The organism is Paraburkholderia sp. EG287B, assembly GCF_040965595.1.
GTDB lineage: Bacteria > Pseudomonadota > Gammaproteobacteria > Burkholderiales > Burkholderiaceae > Paraburkholderia.
Genome location: NZ_JBFRCG010000009.1, coordinates 80,724 through 101,413 on the forward strand (window position 1 = coordinate 80,724; position 20,690 = coordinate 101,413).

A 20,690-nucleotide genomic window follows, 5' to 3' on the forward strand; every position below is an offset into this window, starting at 1 on the left:
TGTGTATTCGTCGGCACGGCGTTTGGCCTGCATTGCCGTTGAACGAATTTATAAGCCAGCGAGCCATATCCAGTAAAATCATGATTTCTTCTTATCCATATGTTTTTTGGTATAGCTAAGTGGGGGACACATGGACTGGACACATCGCCTGCGTCTGCGGCACCTGCAGATGCTGCTTTCCGTGGCGCAGACCGGCAATCTGAGCCAGTCGGCCGAGGCGCTCAACACCACCCAGCCGGCGCTGTCCAAGTGGCTCAAGGACCTCGAAGCCGACATCGGCTTGCCGCTCTTCGAGCGCCACGCGCGCGGCCTGCGGCCTACGCCCTATGGCGAGGCGCTGATCGAGCATGCGCGGCGCATCGAGGGCCATCTCGACAGCGCGCGCGACGACATGGATGCGCTGCGCGAGGGCGGCAGCGGGCTGATTTCGATCGGCACGTCGGGTGTTTCGGCGGCGGACACGGTGCCGCTCGCGGTCGCGCGGCTCGTCGAGGCCATGCCGCGCGCGCAGGTGCGCCTCGTCGAAAGCACGATGAACCTCATGATGCCGGCGCTCGTCCATGGCGACCTCGATATCGTGGTGGGACGCGCGGCCAGTGCGCAAGTCGACCCGACGCTCGAAATGGAAACGCTCTATCGCGACCCGGTGAACTTCGTCGTGGGGCTCGGGCATCCGCTCGCAAAACGCCGCAAGCTGGACTGGCCCGATCTGTTCGAGTATGCGTGGATCGTCTGGCCGGCCGGCACGCCCATTCGGACGGCGCTCGAAACGGCGCTCGCCGCGGCGGGGCGCAGCATGCCGCGCCACACTGTGGAGTCGAATTCGTCGATGCTCAACGTGACGCTCCTGAACCAGACGCACCTGATCGGCGTGGCCTCGCATCGCGCGGCCGTGCGCTTCTCGCGGCTGAACGTGCTGCGCGTGCTCGCCATGCCGATGCCCCTCGCCAGTTCGGGCGGGGTGGCGATGTACTGGCGGCGCGACAGCGTGAGCCGCGCGGCGGTGGCGCTGGCGCTGGATTGTCTGCGCGAGAGCGCGAACCTGCCGGCGGAGGGCGCGGTCCTTCAATAGCGTTTCATGAATCCCATTCATGAAAGCATGCGCGATCCGGGTCTTTATCGAAAAGCGACTACGTATTTAAATCCCTACTTTGGCAACTAGCTCGAAGTGAGAGGATATGGACTATCGGAATCTGGGCCGCAGTGCGCTCAAGGTTTCCCCGCTGTGCCTCGGCGCGATGATGTTCGGCGGCGAGACCGACGAGGCCGCGTCGAAGCGCATCATCGACAAGGCCTTCGAACAGGGGATCAATTTCATCGATACGGCCGACGTGTATCACGCGGGCCGCTCGGAAGAAATCGTCGGCCGCGCCATCGCGGCGCAGCGCGACAGCTGGGTCGTGGCGACGAAATTCGGTTTCCCGTTCGCGCAGGGGCCGAATGAGCAGGGGCAGTCGCGCAAGTGGATCTACCAGTCGGTGGAGGCGAGCCTGAAGCGCCTCGGGACCGACTATATCGACATGCTGTATTTTCACCGCGCGTTGCCCGACGTGCCGCTCGACGAAGCCGTGCGCGCCGTGGGCGATCTGATCCGCCAGGGCAAGGTGCGCTACTTCGGCGTGTCGAATTTCCGTGGCTGGCGCATTGCCGAGATCGTGCGCCTCGCGGACCAGATGGGCATGGACCGGCCCGTGGCGAGCGAGCCGCTGTATAACATCGTCGATCGTACGGCCGAGGTCGAGCAGTTGCCCGCGGCCGCGCATTACGGGCTGGGCGTGGTGCCCTACAGTCCGCTCGCGCGCGGCGTGCTGACCGGCAAGTACGCCGTCGATGCACCGCCGCCCGGCGACAGTCGCGCGGGCCGCGGCGACCGGCGCATCCACCAGACGGAGTGGCGCACCGAGTCACTGCGGATTGCGAGCGAGATCGCGAACTACGCCGCGCAGCGCGGCACGACGCCTGTCGCGTTCGCGCTCGCCTGGGTGCTCAAGAATCGCCACGTCAGTTCGACGATCGCCGGTCCGCGCACCGAAGCGCATTGGGACAGCTATATCGACGCGCTGAACCTCCAGCTCGGCCCCGATGACGAAACGTTCGTCGACAGCCTCGTGGCGCCGGGGCATGCCTCTACGCCGGGATATACGGATCCGGGCTATCCGGTCGAAGGGCGCAAGTCCGGTAGTTAATCGGCACCAGGGCGCGCTACGCTACGCGCGATAGCGCAGCGCGTCGATCACGAGCGCGAGCGCGCGCGACGACTGTCGCCGGCTCGGGTAAAACGCGTGATAGCCCGGAAATACCGGGCACCAGTCCTTGAGCACGCTTTTCAGGCGGCCTGCGCGGAGGAACGGCAACGCGGCGTTCTCGGGAACGAACGCGAGGCCGTGACCGTCCAGCGCGGCGTTGAGCATTTGCGGCATGGCGTTGAACGTGAGCTGGCCGTCCACGCGCACTTGCAGCGCATGCTCGTCTTTCTTGAGTTCCCATGCGTACAGGCCACCCGACGACGTGAGCCGCAGCGTAATGCAGTTGTGCTTGAGCAGATCCTGCGGCGCGCGCGGCGCCTTGTGCGTGGCGAAATAATCGGGAGAACCGACGATTGCCATCTTGACGTCCGGCCCGATGCGCACCGCGATCATGTCTTTCTCGACCTGATCGCCCAGGCGCACGCCAATATCGTAGCGATCGGCGACGATGTCGCGCAGGCCGTAGTCCACGGTGATCTCGACCTTGATGTCGGGATAGTCGGCGACGAGCGGGCGCAGCTTCGGCCAGATCACCGTGTCGATGGGATGATCGATCGCGGTGATGCGGATGGTGCCCGCGGGCTTGTCGCGCAGTTCGGTGAGGGCGGCAAGCTCGGCGTCGATCTGCTCGAAGCGCGGCGAGAGCGCCTGAAAGAGCCGCTCGCCGGCTTCCGTGGTGGCGACGCTGCGCGTGGTGCGCGTGAGCAGACGCAGGCCGAGGCGCGTTTCGAGGCTGCGGATGGTGTGGCTCAGCGCCGACTGCGAGACGCCGAGCTGCGCGGCCGCGCGCGTGAAGCTGCGCTCGCGCGCGACGGCGAGAAACGCAAGAAGATCGCTGAAGTTTTCACGCGCCATGATGGGGTTCGCTGTGGGGGCGGGTGGAGCGAATCGTATCAAACACGCGAACGGGAGTGTGCCTCGCCTCCTTCATGCACGATCGTTGCGGTGTGCTCCGGCAAATCCGCTTGCACGGCGCTTGCTGCGCGCGTCCGCCCCAGGAACACGAGCACCGCGATAGCGCAGCCAAGCGTCAGCGCAGCCAGCCCCATCAGCAGCACCGAAAAGGCATCGGCATAGGCCGCACGCAACGCGGACACTGGCACTCCCGGCAGCCACGCCGCAGCCTGTGCGAGGTCGCCCGCCGCGAGTCTTGCCGACGTCTGCGCAAGCGCGCCCGCGTCGGCATGAACGTGGACCGCTGCGAGCAGCCGGGTTTGCGTGAGCGCGGCCAGCAGCGCGCTCACGCAGGCCAGCGCGATCCCTTCGCCCGCCACGCGCGTCGTGCTGAAGATGCCGGTGGCCATGCCCGCGCGCTCCTTCGGCACGACGCTCACGGAGAGGCCGTCCATCAAGCCCCAGGGCATGGCCGCGCCGGTGCCGATCGCGAGCATCGGCCCGATCGCGGACGCATTCGCACCGCCGCGCAACGCCAGCGCCAGCGCGTACAGCCCCGCGGCCGCAATGGCCAGGCCGATGCCCGAGACCACGCCCGGCGAGAGCCAGCGCGTGAGCACCGCCGCCGCGAGCGGCACGACCAGCATGGGCGCAGAGAGCGCGAGCATGAGCCAGCCCGCGTCGATCTCGCGGTAGCCCTCTACGCCGATGAGCCGTAGCGGCAGCACGACGAGCAGCACGACGTAGCAGAAGCAGGTCGCGATGGGCAGCAGCTGAACGCCCACGAAGCGCGGATAGCGAAAGAGCGAGAGATCGAGCATGGGGCGCGCGATGCGTCTTTCGATTGCCACGAAAGCGCGCGCCAGCAGCACGGAAGCGGCCAGCAAACCCGCCACGAGGGGCTCGGTCCAACCGCGGCTGGGTGCTTCGATCACGCCGTACGTGAAGCACGAAAGCGTTGCCGTGAAGGTGAGCGTGCCGGGCCAGTCGAGTCCGCGCGCGTTCGGGTCGCGCGACTCGCGCATGCGTGGTACACCGAATACGAGCGCGAACGCGCCTGCCACGGCGCCGGTCGCGAACACCGCGCGCCAGCCGAGGCGCTCGATCAGGAGCCCGGCGATCACGGGCCCGAACGCGAGTCCGAGGCCGAAGGTCGTGCCGAGCAAGCTGAATGCGCGGGTGCGGGCGTGGCCGTCGAACTCCTGCGCGAGCGCCGCGGTGCCACCTGCCAGCGCCGCCGCGGCGGACACGCCTTGCGCCGCGCGCAGCAGGTCGAGCGAGAGGAGCGTAGGCGCACACGCGAGCGCAAGCGAAGCCAGCGTAAAACCCGTCACGCCGAATGCGAACACGCGCTTGCGCCCGTACTGGTCCGCAAGCGTGCCTGCCGCCATCAGCAGACTGCCGAAGGCGAGCATGAACGCATTGGTGACCCAGGCGAGGGCGGCGGGGGCGCTGGCGGCGTCGCGCGCGAACGCGCGGCCGATGGCGGGGGTGGCCACGGCCCCACCCGAGAAAGCGAGCGGCAAGGCGAGGCCGGCGAGGCAGACGGCCGTCAGGATGGCGACGCGGCGCGACGCCTCGTTGTCGTTGCGGGAAATCTTCACGAAAAAAGCTCCAGAGGTCGCCGGGCGCGCGCCGGCCGGAGCGAACTACGATAATGCGCAAGCGTGCGCAGAAAAACAGGCTGGCGTTCCGCAGATTGCGGAATGCGATTCGCGAATCGTTGCGCGCGGGACGACTCGAATACGCTATGGACAATCTCAACGGCATCGTCGCTTTCGTGCGCGTCGCGCAGGCGCTCAGCTTCGTCGAGGCGGGGCACGCACTCGGCATCTCGGCCTCGGCGGTCGGCAAGAGCATTGCGCGGCTCGAGCAGTCGCTCGGCGTGCGGCTCTTTCACCGCACGACACGCCGCATCACACTCACCGAGGAAGGGCAACTGTTCTACGAGCGCTGCCATCGCATGCTCGAAGAACTGCGCGATACGCGGGAACTGCTTTCGGCGGCAGCCCAGACGCCGCGCGGGCGCCTGCGGGTGAGCCTGCCCGCCATCGGCTATCGCTTTCTGCTGCCGGTGCTGCCCGAATTCGCGCAGCGCTACCCGGAAATCGAACTCGATCTGGACTTCAACGACCGGCTCGTCGATCTCGTGGAAGGCGGCTTCGACGCCGCCATCCGCAGCGGGGCGCTCAACGATTCCAGCCTGATGGCGCGGCGTCTCGGGCCGTTTCGCTTCGTGCTTGCCGCGGCGCCCGCTTATCTCGCGCGCGCGGGCGTGCCGCGCACGCTGGGCGATCTCGCAGCGCACGCGTGCGTGCGTTACCGGTTTCCCACGACGGGCAAGCTCCAGCCGTGGGACCTCGCCACGGGAAAGGACGCGCCGCCGGCATTACGCGCCGCGCTCGTCTGCAACAACATGGAGGCCTTGCGCGGGGCGGTGGAGGCGGGCTTCGGCATCGGCTACATGCCGGACTTCCTCGCTCGCGACGCGCTGGCGGCGGGCACGCTCGCAACGGTGCTCGACGCGGCCTGCGAAGCGCCGGGCCAGTTCTCGATCCTCTGGCCCTCCAGCCGGCACCTTACGCCGCGCCTGCGCGCGTTCGTCGACTTCGCCTGCGAGCGGCTCTTCAAGGCGCCCTGAGCCGTCCGCCCAACCCGCGGCCTCGCCGGCAACCTGACGGCAGTCATGCCAGGATGCGCCCTTTCGCCCGTCCGGATCATGGCGCACGCTCACCCGCGAGCGCCGCACGGACCTCGCGGGCCCTCGAGGCGGCGCCATGCCGCCGCCTCGCACCCCGCCTTGTCCCCGCCCCCCTTCGAGCCAACGCGACGCGTGGGGCGTGGCAACGACATCCAGCCAATCCGCTGTAAATCCATACCGCTACATGGAATCCGACCGTTCCGGCTCGCGCCGTTCTTCCCGTTCTTCGTTGCTGCGTAGCGAACTGCTCGCCGGCATCACGTCGTCGTTTGCGCTCGTGCCCGAGTGAATCGCCTTCGCACTCGTCGCGCGCGTCAACCCGCTCGCGGGCCTGTACGGCGCGTTCTTCATCTGCACGATCACGGCGCTGTTCGGCGGCCGGCCCGGGATGATTTCGGGCGCGGCACCGGGTCGATGGCCGTGGTGATCGTCGCGCTCGTGGTTCAGCATGGGCCGCAGTATCTGTTCGCCACGGTCGTGCTGAGCGGCCTCGTCATGATGCTGTTCGGCGCGCTGCGCCTCGGCAAGCTGATCCGCATGGTGCCGCATCCGGTGATGCCCGGCTTCGTCAACCCCACGCCGATGATGGCCACGAGCGCCGGCGGCGCGGCCTTCGTCACGCGCGGCAGCACGAACACGATCGCCACGGTGAACGCGACGAGCCCCGCCATGAGCGCGAGCGCCGGGCCGCGCATCCATTGCGGCCCCTGCGGACCGGGCACCTTGAAGTGCTCGAACTGCGCGCGCGCAATGATGAACGCGAGGCCATGCGCGCGAATTCCGCTGCGATATTCGCGATACGGCGTCGGGCGAGCGCGTGTATGCGCCGCGCGGCACGCTGTTTTTCGCCTCGGCCACCCACTTCCAGATGCTATTCGATATGCAGGACGATCCCGCTCACATCACGATCGACTGCGCGCATCTGCACGTGGCGGACCATTCGGCCATTGCCGCGCTCGAAGCGGTGCAGGGGCGCTACGAGCGCGCGGGAGTAAGTGGGCAGGCAATGGCTGACGAACTGGAAAGCGTCCGCGAAAACGCCGCAACGACGGCGGACACGTCCACGCGCCGGCTACGTGCTGCAGAAAATCCTCACGTATTCCCGATTCCCTATGCCGACTCCATGATCCTGGTCGGGTTCATCTTCGAACTGGAGCGTGAGTTCCGACAATTGGTGGTGTCACCTGTGGAAATGCCCTGGCTGAAAGGCGCATAGAGAGCGAGACGAGCGAAACTGGCCCTGGTGCCGAACGCGCAAGCTCAATGAAGCGCCGATCCCTGCTGGAGCGCCCTCAAGTTCGGATACGGTAGTTTGCGCCCGAGGAACGGGGCCCGCAGAACTCGCCTAATTATTGATATTCTCCTCGCAATCCTTCCAGTAGCGCAGCGGATCGCCATGTTGTGGGTAACGTGAACTGAGCCACAGTGACAGCCGGCCCCAATCCGGATGATGGGTGCCCGTTTTCGCGGACCAGATTGACGATCTCTCAAGAATCTGGCCGTTTCCTCGATCACGGACAACCAGGCTGCCGAGCCCGCTTGAACTGTTCGCCTGCGCCTCAACCAGATACCTGGGAAGAATCCGGAGTTCAGCGTCCTCGGCCCACCCAAAAAGGGCGCGGACCACGCCAGTGGAATCGCGCAACTCTATGGGGCCACTTTGCGGACGAACGGCAGTCCATCCCTCAGGAAATTCGGCGACAACCTGGCTTTCCTCCTCCCGTACCCACCTCACGCGCCATGCGCGCACCATCGCCTCGCGCAAGGCGGATATCGACGCGTATCCAGCAGGCAATGCGATCGCTAGCGGGAGCGTAATGAGGTTGTCTTTCCAGAGTTTGGCTTCGTCGTCGACGCGCCTGATCTCGGTGAACGTCCCTGCGTCGAATGGGTTCTCGGGCCGACTCGACGTAGTTGCGTTCGAGGCGGGAAGCCCCTCGAAGAGTCGTTCAGCATCAAGACGCGTGAGTTTCGTCTTTCCTTTCTTCATTTGTCCCTCTGCAGCATGATTGATGTCTCGCGAATACCCTGGCCCCGACAGCCGAAGTCACACGTGTTTGAACGGGCGCATGATCTTGTCTGGCGCTATCCGTCTCGCGCGGCTTGTGTCGTCATCCGCGCGCCCAGAGAGTGGTGGGATCGATCCGTGGTGGATTGGATGACAGTGACGGGCAGCGCTCGCTTGCGAGATGACGTTCCCGATAGACGATATTGGCGTGTTACCGCCCGAGCGTGGTCGATTGCGCTTTCTGCCTGCGCCGACCGAAGGAATTAGCCCCCGGCGCGCTTCACCCGATGACCGGACTTTTTGAGCTCTTCGATAATACGGTCACAATGGTCGCCTTGCACTTCAATCGTGCCATCCTTGACCGTTCCACCCGAGCCGCAGGCGGCGCGCAACTGTTTGCCCAGCGAGGCCAGGGCGACGGGGTCGAGCGCCAACCCTCTCACGACCGTCACGCTCTTCCCGCCTCGACCTTTGGTCTCGCGAACTACCCGCGCGACGCTGTCCCCTGCGGGTTGTGTACTGGCAATCGTCTTGCATATACATTCTTCGACCGTGCGCCGGCACTCGGGGCACATCCGCCCGCCGTCTGTGGAGTAAACGAGGCCACCCTTCGAACTGCTCTTGACGATAGGCATACACAAGGACATAAAGACCAGCAACCGGCGAGTTTAGCAGGTTGCGTTTGCTTGCTCCTGAGCTACGCGGAATGAACCTCTGGTCATGGCTCCCGGTGCACCACACCTGTGCGCTCGCGAACTCGTCCGTCTCGAGCGGGCCATTGAATTTCCATGCGCGATCGGTCGGATAAAAATAATGTGGCGAGATGAAAACACTGAACTTCGCTGCTTTCGCGGCCTTGAATATCCGCGGCATGTTTTCTACGGTCCGGTTCTCCGTCACGCTGGCTCCAACCGCGTCCCAGTTCTTCCCAGGAGGCCGTGGCGAGCACGTCTTCAATGAGGTCGATGTGAATCGCGCACAGTAAAGTCTGTACGGAACAATCCGCATGCGATCGCATCGCAGCACTCGCGGACTCTTCGCGGACTCTTCGCGACGATCGAGGCGCAATTGCCGCTGCTCGACAACCCCTACCGAAATCCTGGGCTGGATCTCAGGCGATAACCTTCTGCTCTGCGTCGGCCTGCTCTCGCATGCGACGGGCTTCGTCGCGCAGGAACTGCTGGTAATCGTCCAGATCACCGTCGAAGGGTTCGACGCCGCCCTTGGTGACCAGCCAGAATTCGTCACAGACGGCGCGAAGCAGGGCCCGGTCGTGACTGACCAGCATCACCGTGCCTTCAAATTCGTTGAGCGCCATGGCCAGCGCTTCGCGTGTAGCAAGGTCGAGGTGGTTGGTAGGCTCGTCGAGCAGCAGCAGGTTGGGGCGCTGCCACACGATCATGCACAACACGAGCCGCGCCTTTTCGCCGCCGCTCATCGTGCTCACTGCCTGGTGGACCGTGTCGCCACTGAAGTTGAAGGTGCCGAGGAAGGTGCGAAGCGATTGCTCGGTGCCGCTCTGGCCTGGGGCGCGCAAGTGCGCCGGTGTGTCCCTGGCGAGGCGGATCATGTGTTCCATCGGCGTGTCGAGCGGGCGCAGCACGTCCAGCTCCTGCTGGGCGAAATAGCCGATGTTCAGGCCTTTGCCTTCGCTGATTTCGCCGGCAATCGGCGCCAGCGCGTGCGCCACCGTCTTCACCAGCGTGGACTTGCCCTGGCCGTTGGCACCGAGAATGCCGATGCGCTGCCCGGCCAGCACGGAACGATTGATGCCCCGCACGATGACCGTAGGCGGCGTGCCCGGCAGTGCGTCAGCCGGCGCGGGGTAGCCGAAGCTCGCGTCCAGCATCGACAACAGCGGGTTCGGGACGTTGAGGGGTTCCTTGAATTCGAAGTTGAACTCCGCTTCCGCAAGCACCGGTGCGATCTTCTCCATGCGTTCGAGCGCTTTGACCCGGCTCTGCGCCTGTTTTGCCTTCGAGGCCTTGGCCTTGAAACGGTCGATGAACTTCTGCAGGTGGGCGATCTTGTCCGCCTGCCTGGCCATCGCGGCCTGCTGCAACTCGAGCTGCTCGGCGCGCATGTCTTCGAACTTGCTGTAGTTGCCGCCATAGCGCACCAGCTTGGCGTTGTCGACGTGCACCGTCACCTGCGTTACCGCGTCGAGGAATTCGCGGTCATGGCTGATCACGACCAGGGTTCCCTGATAGCGCTTGAGCCAGGCTTCCAGCCAAACCAGCGCGTCCAGGTCAAGGTGATTGGTTGGCTCGTCGAGCAGCAACAGGTCGGACGGGCACATCAGCGCGCGCGCCAGTTGCAGTCGCATGCGCCAGCCGCCGGAAAAACTGTTGACCGGCTGATCAAGCTGCGCGGCCGTAAAGCCCAGTCCCAGGATCAGCGCCTGGGCACGTGCGGGGGCATCGTGTGCGCCGGCGTCGTGCAGGGCCATGTAGGCGTGCGCCATGCGCATGCCGTCGTCGCTGGCCTCGGCGGCGGCGACTTCGGCCTGTGCGGCGAGCAGCACGGTGTCACCTTCGACTACGAAGTCAGTCGCGCCCTGCTCGGTCTCCGGCATTTCCTGTGCGACCTGGCCCATCCTCCATGCAGCTGGAATCGAGAACTCGCCGCTGTCTTCGTGCAGCGTACCGTTGAGAAGGCCGAAGAAGGACGACTTGCCGGCGCCATTGCGGCCGACAAGACCAATCTTTTCGCCGGGGGTGAAAGTGACGGACGCGCGGTCGAGCACGACTTTAACGCCGCGGCGCAGCGTGACATTACGGACGGAAATCATAAGGAGCGACTTCGGAGAGGAATGGCATGATAGCCGACTGGAAGCACAGGGCCGTCTTTTTTGAGCCGCTTGCGCTTTGCGGCGCCCATGGGTCACAAGGCAAGGGACGCCCTGACGCACCACGCGGACCGGCTGCGGGGCCAGCGAATATCGTGCTGAATGGCGGCTCTAGTCGAGCCCAAACGGTCACAGGATTCAGCGCCATGCCAATGACAGCTTCCAAGGTATAACGGTCGCCGTCGACTTGATAGGCCAGCAGTGATTGATGGGAGGCGCGACAGGCTGTGTGAGCTTGCCCACGCTATTCGTCTGGTTCGGCTTGTTACGTCTTGTTACAACTCCTGGACTGCATTCCACATTGGCCGCGGGGGCGGTCAAGATGAGAAGGAAAAAGCTGCTGACGGGGACGGCAGCTGCGGCCATGATCGGGCAGCGCGCTCGCGGGGTGCGGCACTGAGATGCACGCGCGAGACCATGAGGGGGCTCACGACGTATTCGTAGCCCGCGAGCGCGCAAAACGGCGACGTGGCAGATGTAGAAGCCAATTTCAGGGGACACGTCTTGAACGAGTTGCTCAGCGAGAGCCAGCAAAAACTGGCCGTCGAACCCGGTCGTCGTTCAGTCAACATCCAGTCCGCGAGCCGCTCCTCGCGAATGCGCACGCAGTGCGACGTAGAGGGCGCACTTTGCCTTAGACGCGTGCGTTCGGGTGGGAGCGGTCGCGCTCGACGTCGTGATGTGGGGTGTCTTCAGTTCGGTGTTTTTCAGTAGCGCAATTTGCATTCTTTTGAATGACTATGCCGGCGCGCGCGTAGTGCCGGTGCTATCGCTCGCCGTCGACGGCACTGTCCACATCACGCACGGAAAACACACGTCCTGCGCACTCGTCCTTGACGCGTCGACACCAGTCGTCCTGGACGACAAACGGATCCGCACTTTACCGATGCCGTGCTCGCTGGCCTATCGGCACAACGATTCTTTCGAGAACAGGTACGACGTGCAGATCAATCCCGGGCTGCTCGGGGCCCCGTTCGTACAGTCAATCTCAGTGCACGAGTGACCGCGGCGTCACCCCCTCAATCCGCGTGAGAATCGACGCACCCGCGCCCCACGCCTCAATCATGTGGCGCTTGCCATGGCGTCCTCGGCATCAGTGAGACGAGCGTGTATGGCGAAACTCGCTGCGCTGGGTGCTCCGTGCGACGCCTCCAGCGGGCTCGCCTGACCGGGACAGAGAGCCCCACGCGCGACTTTCGCGACGCCAGAATATACTTCGCGTGGACGATGGGCCTTCGGTCATCCCGTGTCCGAAGCCTACTGTTGGCGCAGCGATTGCACGTGCATGAGGGCCGCCGGGACCAGGTCGACTAGAAAACTTCCATTGTCATTTTAATTTTCGAGTTCTATTGGCAGGGCAGGGGCAAGAGTTCTCAAGTCTATTGCTCGTTTTCTCGGGTCTATTGTGCAGGGACACGCCCGCGCAAAAAAAGCTTGACCTGGAGTGCACTCGAAGTCTCACCATTCAGAACGTCGATGAGGAGAAGCGCATGAAGATTGGCGAACTGGCCGCGCTCACGGGCCTTTCGGCCCACACGATTCGCTACTACGAACGCATCGGGCTGATTCCCTATGCGGTGCGCAACGAAACGGGCCAGCGTGCTTACGACCGCTCGGTGCTCGAATGGATCGAGTTTCTGGACCGTCTGAAGACCACGGGCATGCCGATTCAGGGCATGTTGCGCTATGCGCAACTGCGTGCGGCGGGCAAGGCAACCGAGCGCGAGCGCGGCGAATTGCTGGCGGCGCATCGCGAAGCGGTGCGTGCGCAGGTGGCGGAACTCCAGGCGTGTCTTCTCGTCCTCGACAACAAGATCGAAGGTTATTCCCACGCCATGCAAAGGAACGAGAATGCACACCACGATGAATCAGCACAGCGACGCCCACCAGGAAAGCCGCCTCGCAAGAGGCAAGCGCATGCTCTCGGCGATTGACGGCAGCGGCGGCGAGCACGTGATCGACTCGCTTGCCGACATCGCGCCGGATTTCGCGCAGTATCTGCTCGAATTTCCCTTCGGCGACATCTACGCGCGGCCGGGTCTCGACCTGCGCTCGCGCGAGATCGCCACCATCGCGGCGCTTACGGCGATCGGCCACGCGCAGCCGCAGCTCAAGGTCCATATCGCGGCGGGCCTGAATGTGGGCCTCACGCGCGAGGAGATCGTCGAGACGATCATGCAGATGGCCGTCTATGCGGGCTTTCCGGCGGCGCTCAACGGCCTGTTCGCGGCGCGCGAGGTGTTTGCCCAAGGGGGTTGAGGTGTGCGCGGCATGCGTCGGCGCGATCCTGGATCGCGCCGACGAACCGCGCAATGACCCGCGCCACGTCGGCCGGCGCCTCCAGCGGCGACAAGTGTCCCGTTCCAGGCAGGATGTGCATCGCCGCGTGCGGGATGCGCGGCAGCAGTTCCGCCTGCAGCGTCGCCACGCGATCCACCTGGTCAAGCTCGCCTGAAATGACGATGGTCGGCACGTCGATGCATGCCACCGCTTCGGTGATGTCTTCGCGCATGGCCACGTTCGGCCAGGCCGCCCTGGCCTGCGGCGCGGCCTTCAGGCTGTCCTCGATGACTTGCTCGCGGCGGGCGGCGTCGAGCGGTTTTGCGGTCAGCACGTGATCGATGACGTATTCGACCGATGCGCGCGATTGATACGCGCCGGTCAACGTCGCGCGCTGCTCGTCTGACAGGATCATCGGCGACGGCGGCGATGGCGCCACGAGCACGAGGCCTTCGAGCCCGTCTGGCCGACGCGATGCGATCAGTTGCGCGACCTTGCCGCCCATCGAATGCCCGACGAGGACGTAGCGCGGCAGACCCAGCGCCTCGATGACACCCTCGGCGTCGGCGGCGAGATCGGCGATCCGGTAGCCGTCAGCAGGCGCCTCGGAATCGCCCCAGCCGCGGTGATCGGTGGCCACGATCCGATAGCGGTCGGACAGTTCGCTCGCTACGCCATCCCATGTGCGCGACGAGCCGCCGTAGTAGTGCAGGCACACCAGCGCCAGCTCGCCGCTGCCTTGCTGCCTGACGTGTATCCGCGTGCCGTTCGACTCGATTTCCATTTCCAGGCTCCTTCCCGGTTGGGTGATGGATGCATCGTAGATTCAAGCCTTGGCTTTGATAATTGCCGTTCCAGTGTGGTCAGCCGATAATCGGATGATCGAATCGGAGGATGCAATGGACCGACTGACGAGTCTCGGCGTCTTTGTCGCCGCCGTAGAAGAGGGCAGCCTCGCCGCGGCGGCGCGGCGCTTCGGGTTGTCGGCCGCGATGGCCGGCAAGCACGTGAGCGCAATCGAGGCCGAACTGAATGCGCGGCTGCTCCAGCGAACGACGCGGCGCCTGAGCCTGACCGATGTCGGCCACACCTATTACGAGCGCTGCAAGCGGATTCTCGAAGCGTTCGACGAAGCGAACCGGGAGGCAAGCGATTCCCAGCTCACGGCGCGCGGCGTGCTGCGCGTCGCCGCGCCGGTGACGTTCGGCGCGATGCATCTGGGCGGGGTCGTCGCGCGCTATCTGGAGGACCATCCGCACGTGAACGTGGAGGTGCTGCTCGGGGACCGCTACGTTGACCTCATCGATGCGGGCGTCGATGTCGCGATCCGGATCGGACGGCTGCAGGACCCAAGACTCGTGACGCGCCGGCTGGCACCGTGCCGGATGGTCGTGTGTGCGTCGCCCGCGTATCTCGAGCGCCATGGCACCCCGCGCACTCCCGACGACCTGCGGCGCGCGCAGCGCCTCGCCTTCAGCGAGGCCGTCTCGGCCGGCGACTGGACCCTGCTCGACGCGAGCAGCCGCGCACACGTCATCGACGGACCTTGCCGGCTGGCGGCCAGCAATACGCAGATGCTGCTCGGTGCCGCGCTGGCCGGAGCCGGCATCGCCTATGGTCCGACCTTCGTGTTCGGCGAGCACCTCGGGCGCGGCGAACTGGTGGCGCTGCTGCCGGACTATCGCGCGACCGAGCTGGCGATTCAGGCGGTGTATCCGGGCGTGCGGCGCATACCGCTCAAGGTGCACCGGTTCGTCGATTACCTCGCGGAGACGTTCGGCGACGAACCGCCCTGGGATCGCAAGGCGATGCCTTAGACGCGCGCTATCGAATGGCATGTGCCGGCCGCGATTGAATGGAGTTGTCGCCTGGCCGACAATCTTTCGGCGAGTCCGCACGCATCATGAGGACTCTCTGGAGTTCACCAAACCCAACCAAGGAGCGTCGACATGGCTTCACCCTGTGTCAATGTCAAGAACGACGTGTCACCCGCCGAATGGGAGGCGCGCGTCAATCTGGCAGCTGCTTATCGCCTCACCGCGCTGTTCGGCTGGGACGATCTGGTGTTTACCCATATCTCGGCGCGCGTGCCCGGCCCGGAGCATCATTTCCTGATCAACCCGTACGGCATGATGTTCGAGGAAATCACGGCGTCCTCGCTGGTGAAGATCGACCTCGACGGCCGCAAGGCCAGCGAGTCGCCGTACGACATCAATCCGGCTGGCTTCACGATTCACAGCGCCGTGCATGCAGCACGTGACGACGCGCACTGCGTGATGCACACCCATTCGATCAACGGCGTTGCCGTGTCGGCCCAGGAGGCGGGACTGCTGCCGCTCTCGCAGCAGTCGCTCGGGGTGTTGGCGTCGCTCGGTTACCACGACTACGAGGGCCTTGCCCTGAACGAAGCCGGAAAGCCGCGTCTGGTTCGAGACCTCGGCGACAAGATGTATCTGATGTTGCGTAACCACGGACTGCTGACTGTCGGCGGCACGCCGGCGGACGCCTTTGTCGCGATGTACTTCTTCGAGGCGGCCTGCATGATCCAGGTGCGCGCGCAGTCGGGCGGCACAAAGCTGACGCCAATCGCGCAGCCGATTCTCGACGGCTTCAAGCAGCAGATCGTGGCGGTGACGCGCGGCGTCATGCCAGGGGCGCTCGTCTGGCCCGGACTGCTGCGCCGGCTCGATCGAGCCTGTCCGGGGTATGCGGACTGACGTTCGAGACGACGCGATCCGCGCTCGATTGACGGCATTGCGATGGGCCGGTTAGGCTCGGGGCCATGCGCCCATCCAAAGTCGATCTGAATCTCTTCGTCGTGTTCGAGGCCGTCTATCGAACGCGTAACCTCACGCGCGCGGCGGAGTTGCTGTTCATCACGCAGCCCGCCGTGAGCAACGCGCTCGCGCGCATGCGCAAGGCATTCGACGATCCGTTGTTCGTGAGCACGCCGGCCGGCATGATGCCCACGCCGGTTTCCGAAAATATCATTGGGCGCGTGCGCGAGGCGCTGCAGTTGCTCGATTCGAGCACCCACGCCGGTGAACGCTTCGATCCGGCCTCGTCGCAGCGAACCTTCCGGCTCAGCATGAACGACCTGACCGAGACCATGCTGCTGCCTGCGCTGGAGGAGGTGTTGCAGCGTCTTGCGCCGGGCATCCGCATCGAGAGCTACTTCACGACGCGCCGCGACGTTCCCGAAGCGCTGGCGAGCGGCGCGGTCCATCTGGCGATCGACGCGCCGCTCATCGACGATCCGTACCTCGAGCAGGAGCCGATGGGCCGCGACCGTTATGCGTGCATGCTGCGCCAGGGCCATCCGTTCGCGAAGAAGAAGCTCACGATCGACGACTACCTGCGCTTCGGCCATATTCATGTGTCCAGCCGCCGGCAGGGACCCGGTCTCGTCGATACTGAACTCAACAAGCTGGGACTCCGCCGCACCATCCAGACCCGCGTTCAGCACTATCTCGTCGCGCCCTTGATCGCGATGCGCACCGATCTCGCCCTGACTGCGCCGCTCATGTTGCTCAAGCGCTATGACGCACGCATCCTGGCGCTGCCGTTCGATCTCCCCGATCTCGAGACGCATGGCTACTGGCACCGCAGCGTCACGGCCGATCCGGCGCATCGCTGGCTGCGCGAGCAGATCGGCCGCCTCATGCGCAAGCAGCGACCGTAGGTGTCACGAATCGTTATGGCGCAGTATCACCAGAATAAATTTCCTGAATAGTCTGTGTGCCAGTATCGTTGCCGTCATGTTCAGATGAGGTTGGCATGGCGGAACTCTTCCTGGTACGGCACGGGCAGGCGTCGTTCGGCGCCGAAAACTATGACGAGCTTTCAGCTTGCGGCGTTACCCAGTCGCGCTGGCTGGGCGAATATTGCGCGCAGGCGGGGCTGACGTTCGATCGTGTCGTGACCGGCACGATGCGGCGCCACGCGCAGACCGCCGACGCGTTGCTCACCGCGATGGGCGGCGCGACAGTGGAGGTCGTACAGGACGCGGATCTGAACGAGTACGATTTTCAAGCCCTCTTTTCCGCGCTCGGCGAGAGCGGACTCGCGCCCGGGCTTTTGGCCGAAGGCTCGATGAAGCACTTCTACAAGGGGCTCAAGCAGGTCTTGCAGCTTTGGTCCGAAGATAAGCTGCCCGGGCGCATTCCCGAGACCTGGGGGCAGTTCCAGGCGCGCTGCGAGCGTGCGCGTCTCGCCATTCAGCGCAGCGGCGGCAAGCGCATTCTGGTGGTGAGTTCGGGCGGACCGATCGCCGTGTTCACGCAGCAGGTTCTGCAGGCGCCGGCTGCCGCCGCCATCGCGCTCAACATGCAGATCCGCAACAGCAGCGTGAGTCAGTACGTCTTCAACGACAGCGCCATGTCACTGCTCACCTTCAACACCTTGCCGCATCTCGAACAGGCCGAGAGGCGCGAACACGTCACCTATGGCTGATTCGAATCCGGATTCCCGCTCCATGATGAATGCAAGTCTTCAGTTCGATGCCGATGCACTCGCGCGCTATCTGACCGCGCACGTGCCCGGCTTTCACGGGCCGATGGTCGTCGAGAAGTTCGCTGGCGGACAATCGAACCCCACGTTTCTTCTCGAGGCGCAAAGCGGCCGCTATGTGCTGCGGCGTCAGCCGCCGGGCGAACTGCTCAAGTCCGCGCATGCGGTGGACCGCGAATTCCGCGTGCTGAGCGCGCTCGGCAACACGCCGGTTCCCGTTGCGCGGGCCTTACACCTTTGCGAAGACCGCGACGTGTTCGGCAGCCTGTTCTACGTGATGAGCTTCGAAGAGGGCGAAATCTACTGGGACCCGTCGTTGCCAGCGTTGCCCGTTGAAGCGCGCGGCGCTGTGTACGACGCGCTGATCGGCACGATGGCGGCCCTGCACGATGTCGATGTCGAGGCCGTTGGCCTCGCCGACTACGGCCGCGCGGGCAACTACTTCTCACGGCAGATCGAAGTCTGGACGAAGCAATATCGCGCGGCGCAGACCGACGAACTCGACGCCATGGAAGCGCTGAACGCCTGGCTGCCGGCGCACTGTCCGGCCGAAGCGGGCAAGCCTTCGCTCGTGCACGGCGACTTTCGCATCGACAACCTGATCTTCCACCGCGGCACGCCGAAGGTTCGCGCCGTGCTCGACTGGGAACTCTCCACGCTCGGCAATCCGCTCGCCGACCTCGCGTACTTCTGCATGTGCCTGCGGCTGCCGCCCAAAGGCCATATCGGTGGTCTCGCGGGGCTGGACAGGGCGGCGCTTGGCGTGCCGGACGAGGCCGCGATCGTCGAGCGGTATTGCCGCTTGCGGGGAATCGGGCCGATCGAGCACTGGAATTTTTACCTGGCGTTCAGCTTCTTCCGGCTGGCGGCCATCGCGCAGGGTGTGAAGAAACGTGCGCTGGGCGGCAACGCATCGCATGAGAAGGCGCGCCAGGTCGGTGAAATGGCCGGTGCGCTCGCGAAGATGGGCGTCGACGTCATCTGACGCCAGGCATTTGACGCGGACACGCGACTACATTGAGGAGACAGTTGTGACTACTGATTTGTTCGATCTGGGCGGAAAGATTGCATTGGTCACCGGCGCGAGCCGTGGCATCGGCGAAGAGATCGCGAAGCTGCTCGCGGAACAGGGCGCCCATGTGATCGTGTCGAGCCGCAAGCTCGACGACTGCGAGACCGTGGCGCGCGGGATCCGGGAAGCGGGCGGCAGCGCCGAGGCGTATCCGTGCCACGTGGGGCGTCTCGACGACATTCAAGGCGTTTTCCAGCACGTCCGCTCGAAACATGGCCGGCTTGACATCCTCGTGAACAACGCGGCGGCGAATCCGTATTTCGGCCACATTCTCGACACCGATCTGTCGTCGTTCGAAAAGACGGTGGAGGTCAACCTGCGTGGCTACTTCTTCATGTCGGTCGAGGCGGGCAAGCTGATGCGCGAGCACGGCGGCGGTGCGATCGTCAATACGGCTTCCGTCAATGCGCTGCAGCCCGGCGACAAGCAGGGCATCTACTCGATCACCAAGGCCGCCGTGGTCAACATGACGCGGGCATTTGCCAAGGAGTGCGGACCGTTCGGCATCCGCGTGAACGCGCTGCTGCCGGGCCTCACCAAGACGAAATTCGCCGGGGCCCTGTTCGCAGACCAGGCCCTGTACGAAAGCTGGATGACGAAGATACCGCTGCGCCGCCATGCGGAGCCTCGCGAGATGGCCGGCACCGTGCTCTATCTCGTCTCCGGCGCGGCGAGCTACACCAACGGCGAGTGCATCGTCGTGGACGGTGGCCTGACGATTTGACGATGGGAGCGGCGCGCGTTATCGACCCACGCGCCGCACGACATTCACCACGATTCAAGGAAGAGCAAGATGGACTTTGCCTATAGCTCGAAAGTCGAAGCGCTGCGCACGCAGTTGCGCGCGTTCATGGACGCGCATATCGTGCCGCGCATCCACCAATGGCACGAAGAAGTGAGTGCGGGGCAGTATCCCGTTTCCTTCATGGAAGACCTGAAGGAGAAGGCGCGTGCGGTAGGCCTCTGGAACCTGTTCCTGCCGCATCTGCGCGACGACGAGCCGGGCACGCGTCTGACCAATCTCGAGTACGCGCCGCTGGCCGAGATCATGGGGCGCGTGTCGTGGGCCTCGGAGGTGTTCAACTGCAATGCGCCGGACACGGGCAACATGGAGCTGCTCCATATGTTCGCGACGCCCGCGCAGCGCAAGAAGTGGCTCGAGCCGCTGCTCGACGGCAGGATCCGCTCGGCGTTTGCGATGACGGAGCCGGCAGTGGCGTCCTCGGACGCGACCAATATCACTACGTCGATTCGACTCGACGGCGACGACTATGTGATCGACGGCCGCAAATGGTTCATCACGAACGCGGCGCACCCGAACTGCCAGTTGTTCATCGTCATGGGCAAAACCGACCCGGACGCGCCCGCGCACCGTCAGCAAAGCATGATTCTCGTGCCTCGCGATACGCCGGGCGTGACGATCATCCGCAATATCACGGTGGTCAACCACACGGCGCCCGAAGGCCACTGCGAGATCGAATTCAAGGGTGTGCGCGTGCCGCGCTCGAACCTGCTCGGCGAAGAAGGCAGCGGTTTCGCGCTCGCCCAGGCGCGTCTCGGACCGGGCCGCATTCACCATTGCATGCGTTCGATTGGCGCCGCCGAACTGGCGCTCGAACTGATGATCGAGCGCGCACAGGCGCGCACGGCGTTCGGCAAGAAGCTCTATCAGCACGGCTCCGTTGGCGAGTGGATTGCGAAGTCGCGTATCGAAATCGATCAGGCAAGGCTCTTCGTGCTGAAGGCGGCCTGGATGATCGACAACGTGGGTGCGAAGGAGGCGCGCAAGGAAATCGCCATGATCAAGGCGCTCGTGCCGGGCGTGCACACCGCCGTATGCGAGCGCGCGATCCAGACCTTCGGCGCGATGGGGCTGAGCCCCGACACGCCGCTGGCGGACAGCTGGACCTGGGGGCGTGCATTGAAGTTCGCCGATGGCCCGGACGAGGTGCATCTCCAGAGCATTGCGCGCATGGAGATCAAGGCGCGGCCCTATGAGCCGGGCCATGAGAGTCCTTACCTGACGCGTTAGCGAGCCGTTCCGGCTTCTGTCGACCGGTTCGCACACGCACCAGCATGCGCGGCAGCTCCCGACGGATTCCCCGTTATTGGCAGGGCTGTACCTGGCCGTC

The 20,690-nt window shown here is 64.8% G+C and carries 19 protein-coding genes and 3 pseudogenes; 14 read left to right on the top strand and 8 right to left on the bottom strand.

Features of this window, described 5'->3' with window-relative positions; all coding sequences use genetic code 11:
• The first annotated feature begins 130 nt into the window (after window positions 1-130).
• Window positions 131-1,072, top strand: a complete 942-nt coding sequence (locus AB4Y40_RS17515; RefSeq protein ID WP_368688799.1) for a LysR substrate-binding domain-containing protein — start codon at window positions 131-133, stop codon at window positions 1,070-1,072.
• Between the two features lie 106 nt (window positions 1,073-1,178).
• Window positions 1,179-2,186, top strand: coding sequence for an aldo/keto reductase (locus AB4Y40_RS17520; RefSeq protein ID WP_368688800.1), 1,008 nt, complete (start codon window positions 1,179-1,181; stop codon window positions 2,184-2,186).
• Between the two features lie 21 nt (window positions 2,187-2,207).
• Here the strand turns inward: AB4Y40_RS17520 and AB4Y40_RS17525 are convergent, their stop codons facing one another.
• Complete coding sequence (locus AB4Y40_RS17525) at window positions 2,208-3,101, bottom strand: LysR family transcriptional regulator (protein WP_368688801.1); 894 nt, start codon at window positions 3,099-3,101, stop codon at window positions 2,208-2,210.
• A gap of 38 nt (window positions 3,102-3,139) precedes the next feature.
• Window positions 3,140-4,738, bottom strand: a complete 1,599-nt coding sequence (locus tag AB4Y40_RS17530) for an MFS transporter (RefSeq protein WP_368689074.1) — start codon at window positions 4,736-4,738, stop codon at window positions 3,140-3,142.
• A gap of 152 nt (window positions 4,739-4,890) precedes the next feature.
• On the opposite strand from AB4Y40_RS17530, the gene AB4Y40_RS17535 reads away from it, so the two are divergent.
• Together AB4Y40_RS17535 and AB4Y40_RS17540 are read left to right on the top strand one after the other, a co-directional pair.
• Window positions 4,891-5,781, top strand: coding sequence for a LysR substrate-binding domain-containing protein (locus AB4Y40_RS17535; RefSeq protein ID WP_368688802.1), 891 nt, complete (start codon window positions 4,891-4,893; stop codon window positions 5,779-5,781).
• A 349-nt stretch (window positions 5,782-6,130) separates the two neighbouring features.
• Window positions 6,131-6,414 (top strand): annotated as a pseudogene (locus tag AB4Y40_RS17540) (SulP family inorganic anion transporter); the annotation flags it as partial.
• On the opposite strand, the pseudogene AB4Y40_RS17545 reads toward AB4Y40_RS17540, so the two are convergent.
• Window positions 6,411-6,611: pseudogene (locus AB4Y40_RS17545) on the bottom strand (sodium-independent anion transporter); the annotation flags it as partial. The pseudogenes AB4Y40_RS17540 and AB4Y40_RS17545 overlap by 4 nt on opposite strands.
• Window positions 6,612-6,658: 47 nt before the next feature.
• Here AB4Y40_RS17545 and AB4Y40_RS17550 point away from each other — a divergent pair.
• Window positions 6,659-7,057, top strand: coding sequence for an STAS domain-containing protein (locus tag AB4Y40_RS17550; protein ID WP_368688803.1), 399 nt, complete (start codon window positions 6,659-6,661; stop codon window positions 7,055-7,057).
• Between the two features lie 129 nt (window positions 7,058-7,186).
• Here AB4Y40_RS17550 and AB4Y40_RS17555 read toward each other — a convergent pair whose 3' ends face one another.
• The 4 genes and pseudogenes from AB4Y40_RS17555 to AB4Y40_RS17570 all read right to left on the bottom strand — a co-directional run bounded on the left by AB4Y40_RS17555 (window position 7,187) and on the right by AB4Y40_RS17570 (window position 10,640).
• Window positions 7,187-7,831 (bottom strand): hypothetical protein, encoded by a 645-nt coding sequence (locus AB4Y40_RS17555; RefSeq protein WP_368688804.1) that lies wholly within the window; start codon window positions 7,829-7,831, stop codon window positions 7,187-7,189.
• 281 nt (window positions 7,832-8,112) lie between these two features.
• Window positions 8,113-8,484, bottom strand: a complete 372-nt coding sequence (locus AB4Y40_RS17560) for a translation initiation factor Sui1 (protein ID WP_368688805.1) — start codon at window positions 8,482-8,484, stop codon at window positions 8,113-8,115.
• 115 nt (window positions 8,485-8,599) lie between these two features.
• Window positions 8,600-8,779 (bottom strand): annotated as a pseudogene (locus AB4Y40_RS17565) (cysteine hydrolase); the annotation flags it as partial.
• Between the two features lie 181 nt (window positions 8,780-8,960).
• Entirely contained in the window at window positions 8,961-10,640 is a 1,680-nt protein-coding gene (locus AB4Y40_RS17570) for an ABC-F family ATP-binding cassette domain-containing protein (protein WP_368688806.1), read from the bottom strand.
• Window positions 10,641-12,187: 1,547 nt separating this feature from the next.
• Between AB4Y40_RS17570 and AB4Y40_RS17575 the strand changes: the two genes are divergently transcribed.
• Both AB4Y40_RS17575 and AB4Y40_RS17580 read left to right on the top strand, forming a co-directional pair.
• Entirely contained in the window at window positions 12,188-12,631 is a 444-nt protein-coding gene (locus AB4Y40_RS17575; RefSeq protein ID WP_368688807.1) for a MerR family transcriptional regulator, read from the top strand.
• Entirely contained in the window at window positions 12,615-12,956 is a 342-nt protein-coding gene (locus AB4Y40_RS17580; RefSeq protein WP_368688808.1) for a carboxymuconolactone decarboxylase family protein, read from the top strand. The genes AB4Y40_RS17575 and AB4Y40_RS17580 overlap by 17 nt, the downstream gene beginning before the upstream one ends.
• On the opposite strand, the gene AB4Y40_RS17585 is transcribed toward AB4Y40_RS17580, so the two are convergent.
• Window positions 12,910-13,761 (bottom strand): alpha/beta fold hydrolase, encoded by an 852-nt coding sequence (locus AB4Y40_RS17585; protein WP_368688809.1) that lies wholly within the window; start codon window positions 13,759-13,761, stop codon window positions 12,910-12,912. The two genes, AB4Y40_RS17580 and AB4Y40_RS17585, sit on opposite strands and share 47 nt — an antisense overlap.
• A gap of 115 nt (window positions 13,762-13,876) precedes the next feature.
• On the opposite strand from AB4Y40_RS17585, the gene AB4Y40_RS17590 reads away from it, so the two are divergent.
• The 7 genes from AB4Y40_RS17590 to AB4Y40_RS17620 all read left to right on the top strand — a co-directional run bounded on the left by AB4Y40_RS17590 (window position 13,877) and on the right by AB4Y40_RS17620 (window position 20,590).
• Window positions 13,877-14,794 carry a LysR family transcriptional regulator gene (locus AB4Y40_RS17590; protein WP_368688810.1) on the top strand — a complete coding sequence of 306 codons (918 nt, stop codon included), beginning with the start codon at window positions 13,877-13,879 and terminating at the stop codon, window positions 14,792-14,794.
• A 132-nt stretch (window positions 14,795-14,926) separates the two neighbouring features.
• Complete coding sequence (locus AB4Y40_RS17595) at window positions 14,927-15,694, top strand: class II aldolase/adducin family protein (protein ID WP_368688811.1); 768 nt, start codon at window positions 14,927-14,929, stop codon at window positions 15,692-15,694.
• Between the two features lie 65 nt (window positions 15,695-15,759).
• Window positions 15,760-16,659 carry a LysR family transcriptional regulator gene (locus tag AB4Y40_RS17600; RefSeq protein WP_368688812.1) on the top strand — a complete coding sequence of 300 codons (900 nt, stop codon included), beginning with the start codon at window positions 15,760-15,762 and terminating at the stop codon, window positions 16,657-16,659.
• Between the two features lie 95 nt (window positions 16,660-16,754).
• On the top strand, window positions 16,755-17,429 hold the full coding sequence (locus tag AB4Y40_RS17605) for a histidine phosphatase family protein (protein ID WP_368688813.1): 675 nt from the start codon (window positions 16,755-16,757) through the stop codon (window positions 17,427-17,429).
• Between the two features lie 22 nt (window positions 17,430-17,451).
• A complete protein-coding gene (locus tag AB4Y40_RS17610) occupies window positions 17,452-18,471 on the top strand; it encodes a phosphotransferase (protein WP_368688814.1) in 1,020 nt (339 codons plus the stop codon).
• Window positions 18,472-18,517: 46 nt separating this feature from the next.
• Complete coding sequence (locus AB4Y40_RS17615) at window positions 18,518-19,282, top strand: SDR family oxidoreductase (protein WP_368688815.1); 765 nt, start codon at window positions 18,518-18,520, stop codon at window positions 19,280-19,282.
• Between the two features lie 69 nt (window positions 19,283-19,351).
• The gene (locus AB4Y40_RS17620; protein ID WP_368688816.1) at window positions 19,352-20,590 is read left to right on the top strand and encodes an acyl-CoA dehydrogenase family protein; all 1,239 of its coding nucleotides are present in this window, start codon (window positions 19,352-19,354) and stop codon (window positions 20,588-20,590) included.
• The last annotated feature ends 100 nt before the right edge of the window (window positions 20,591-20,690 follow it).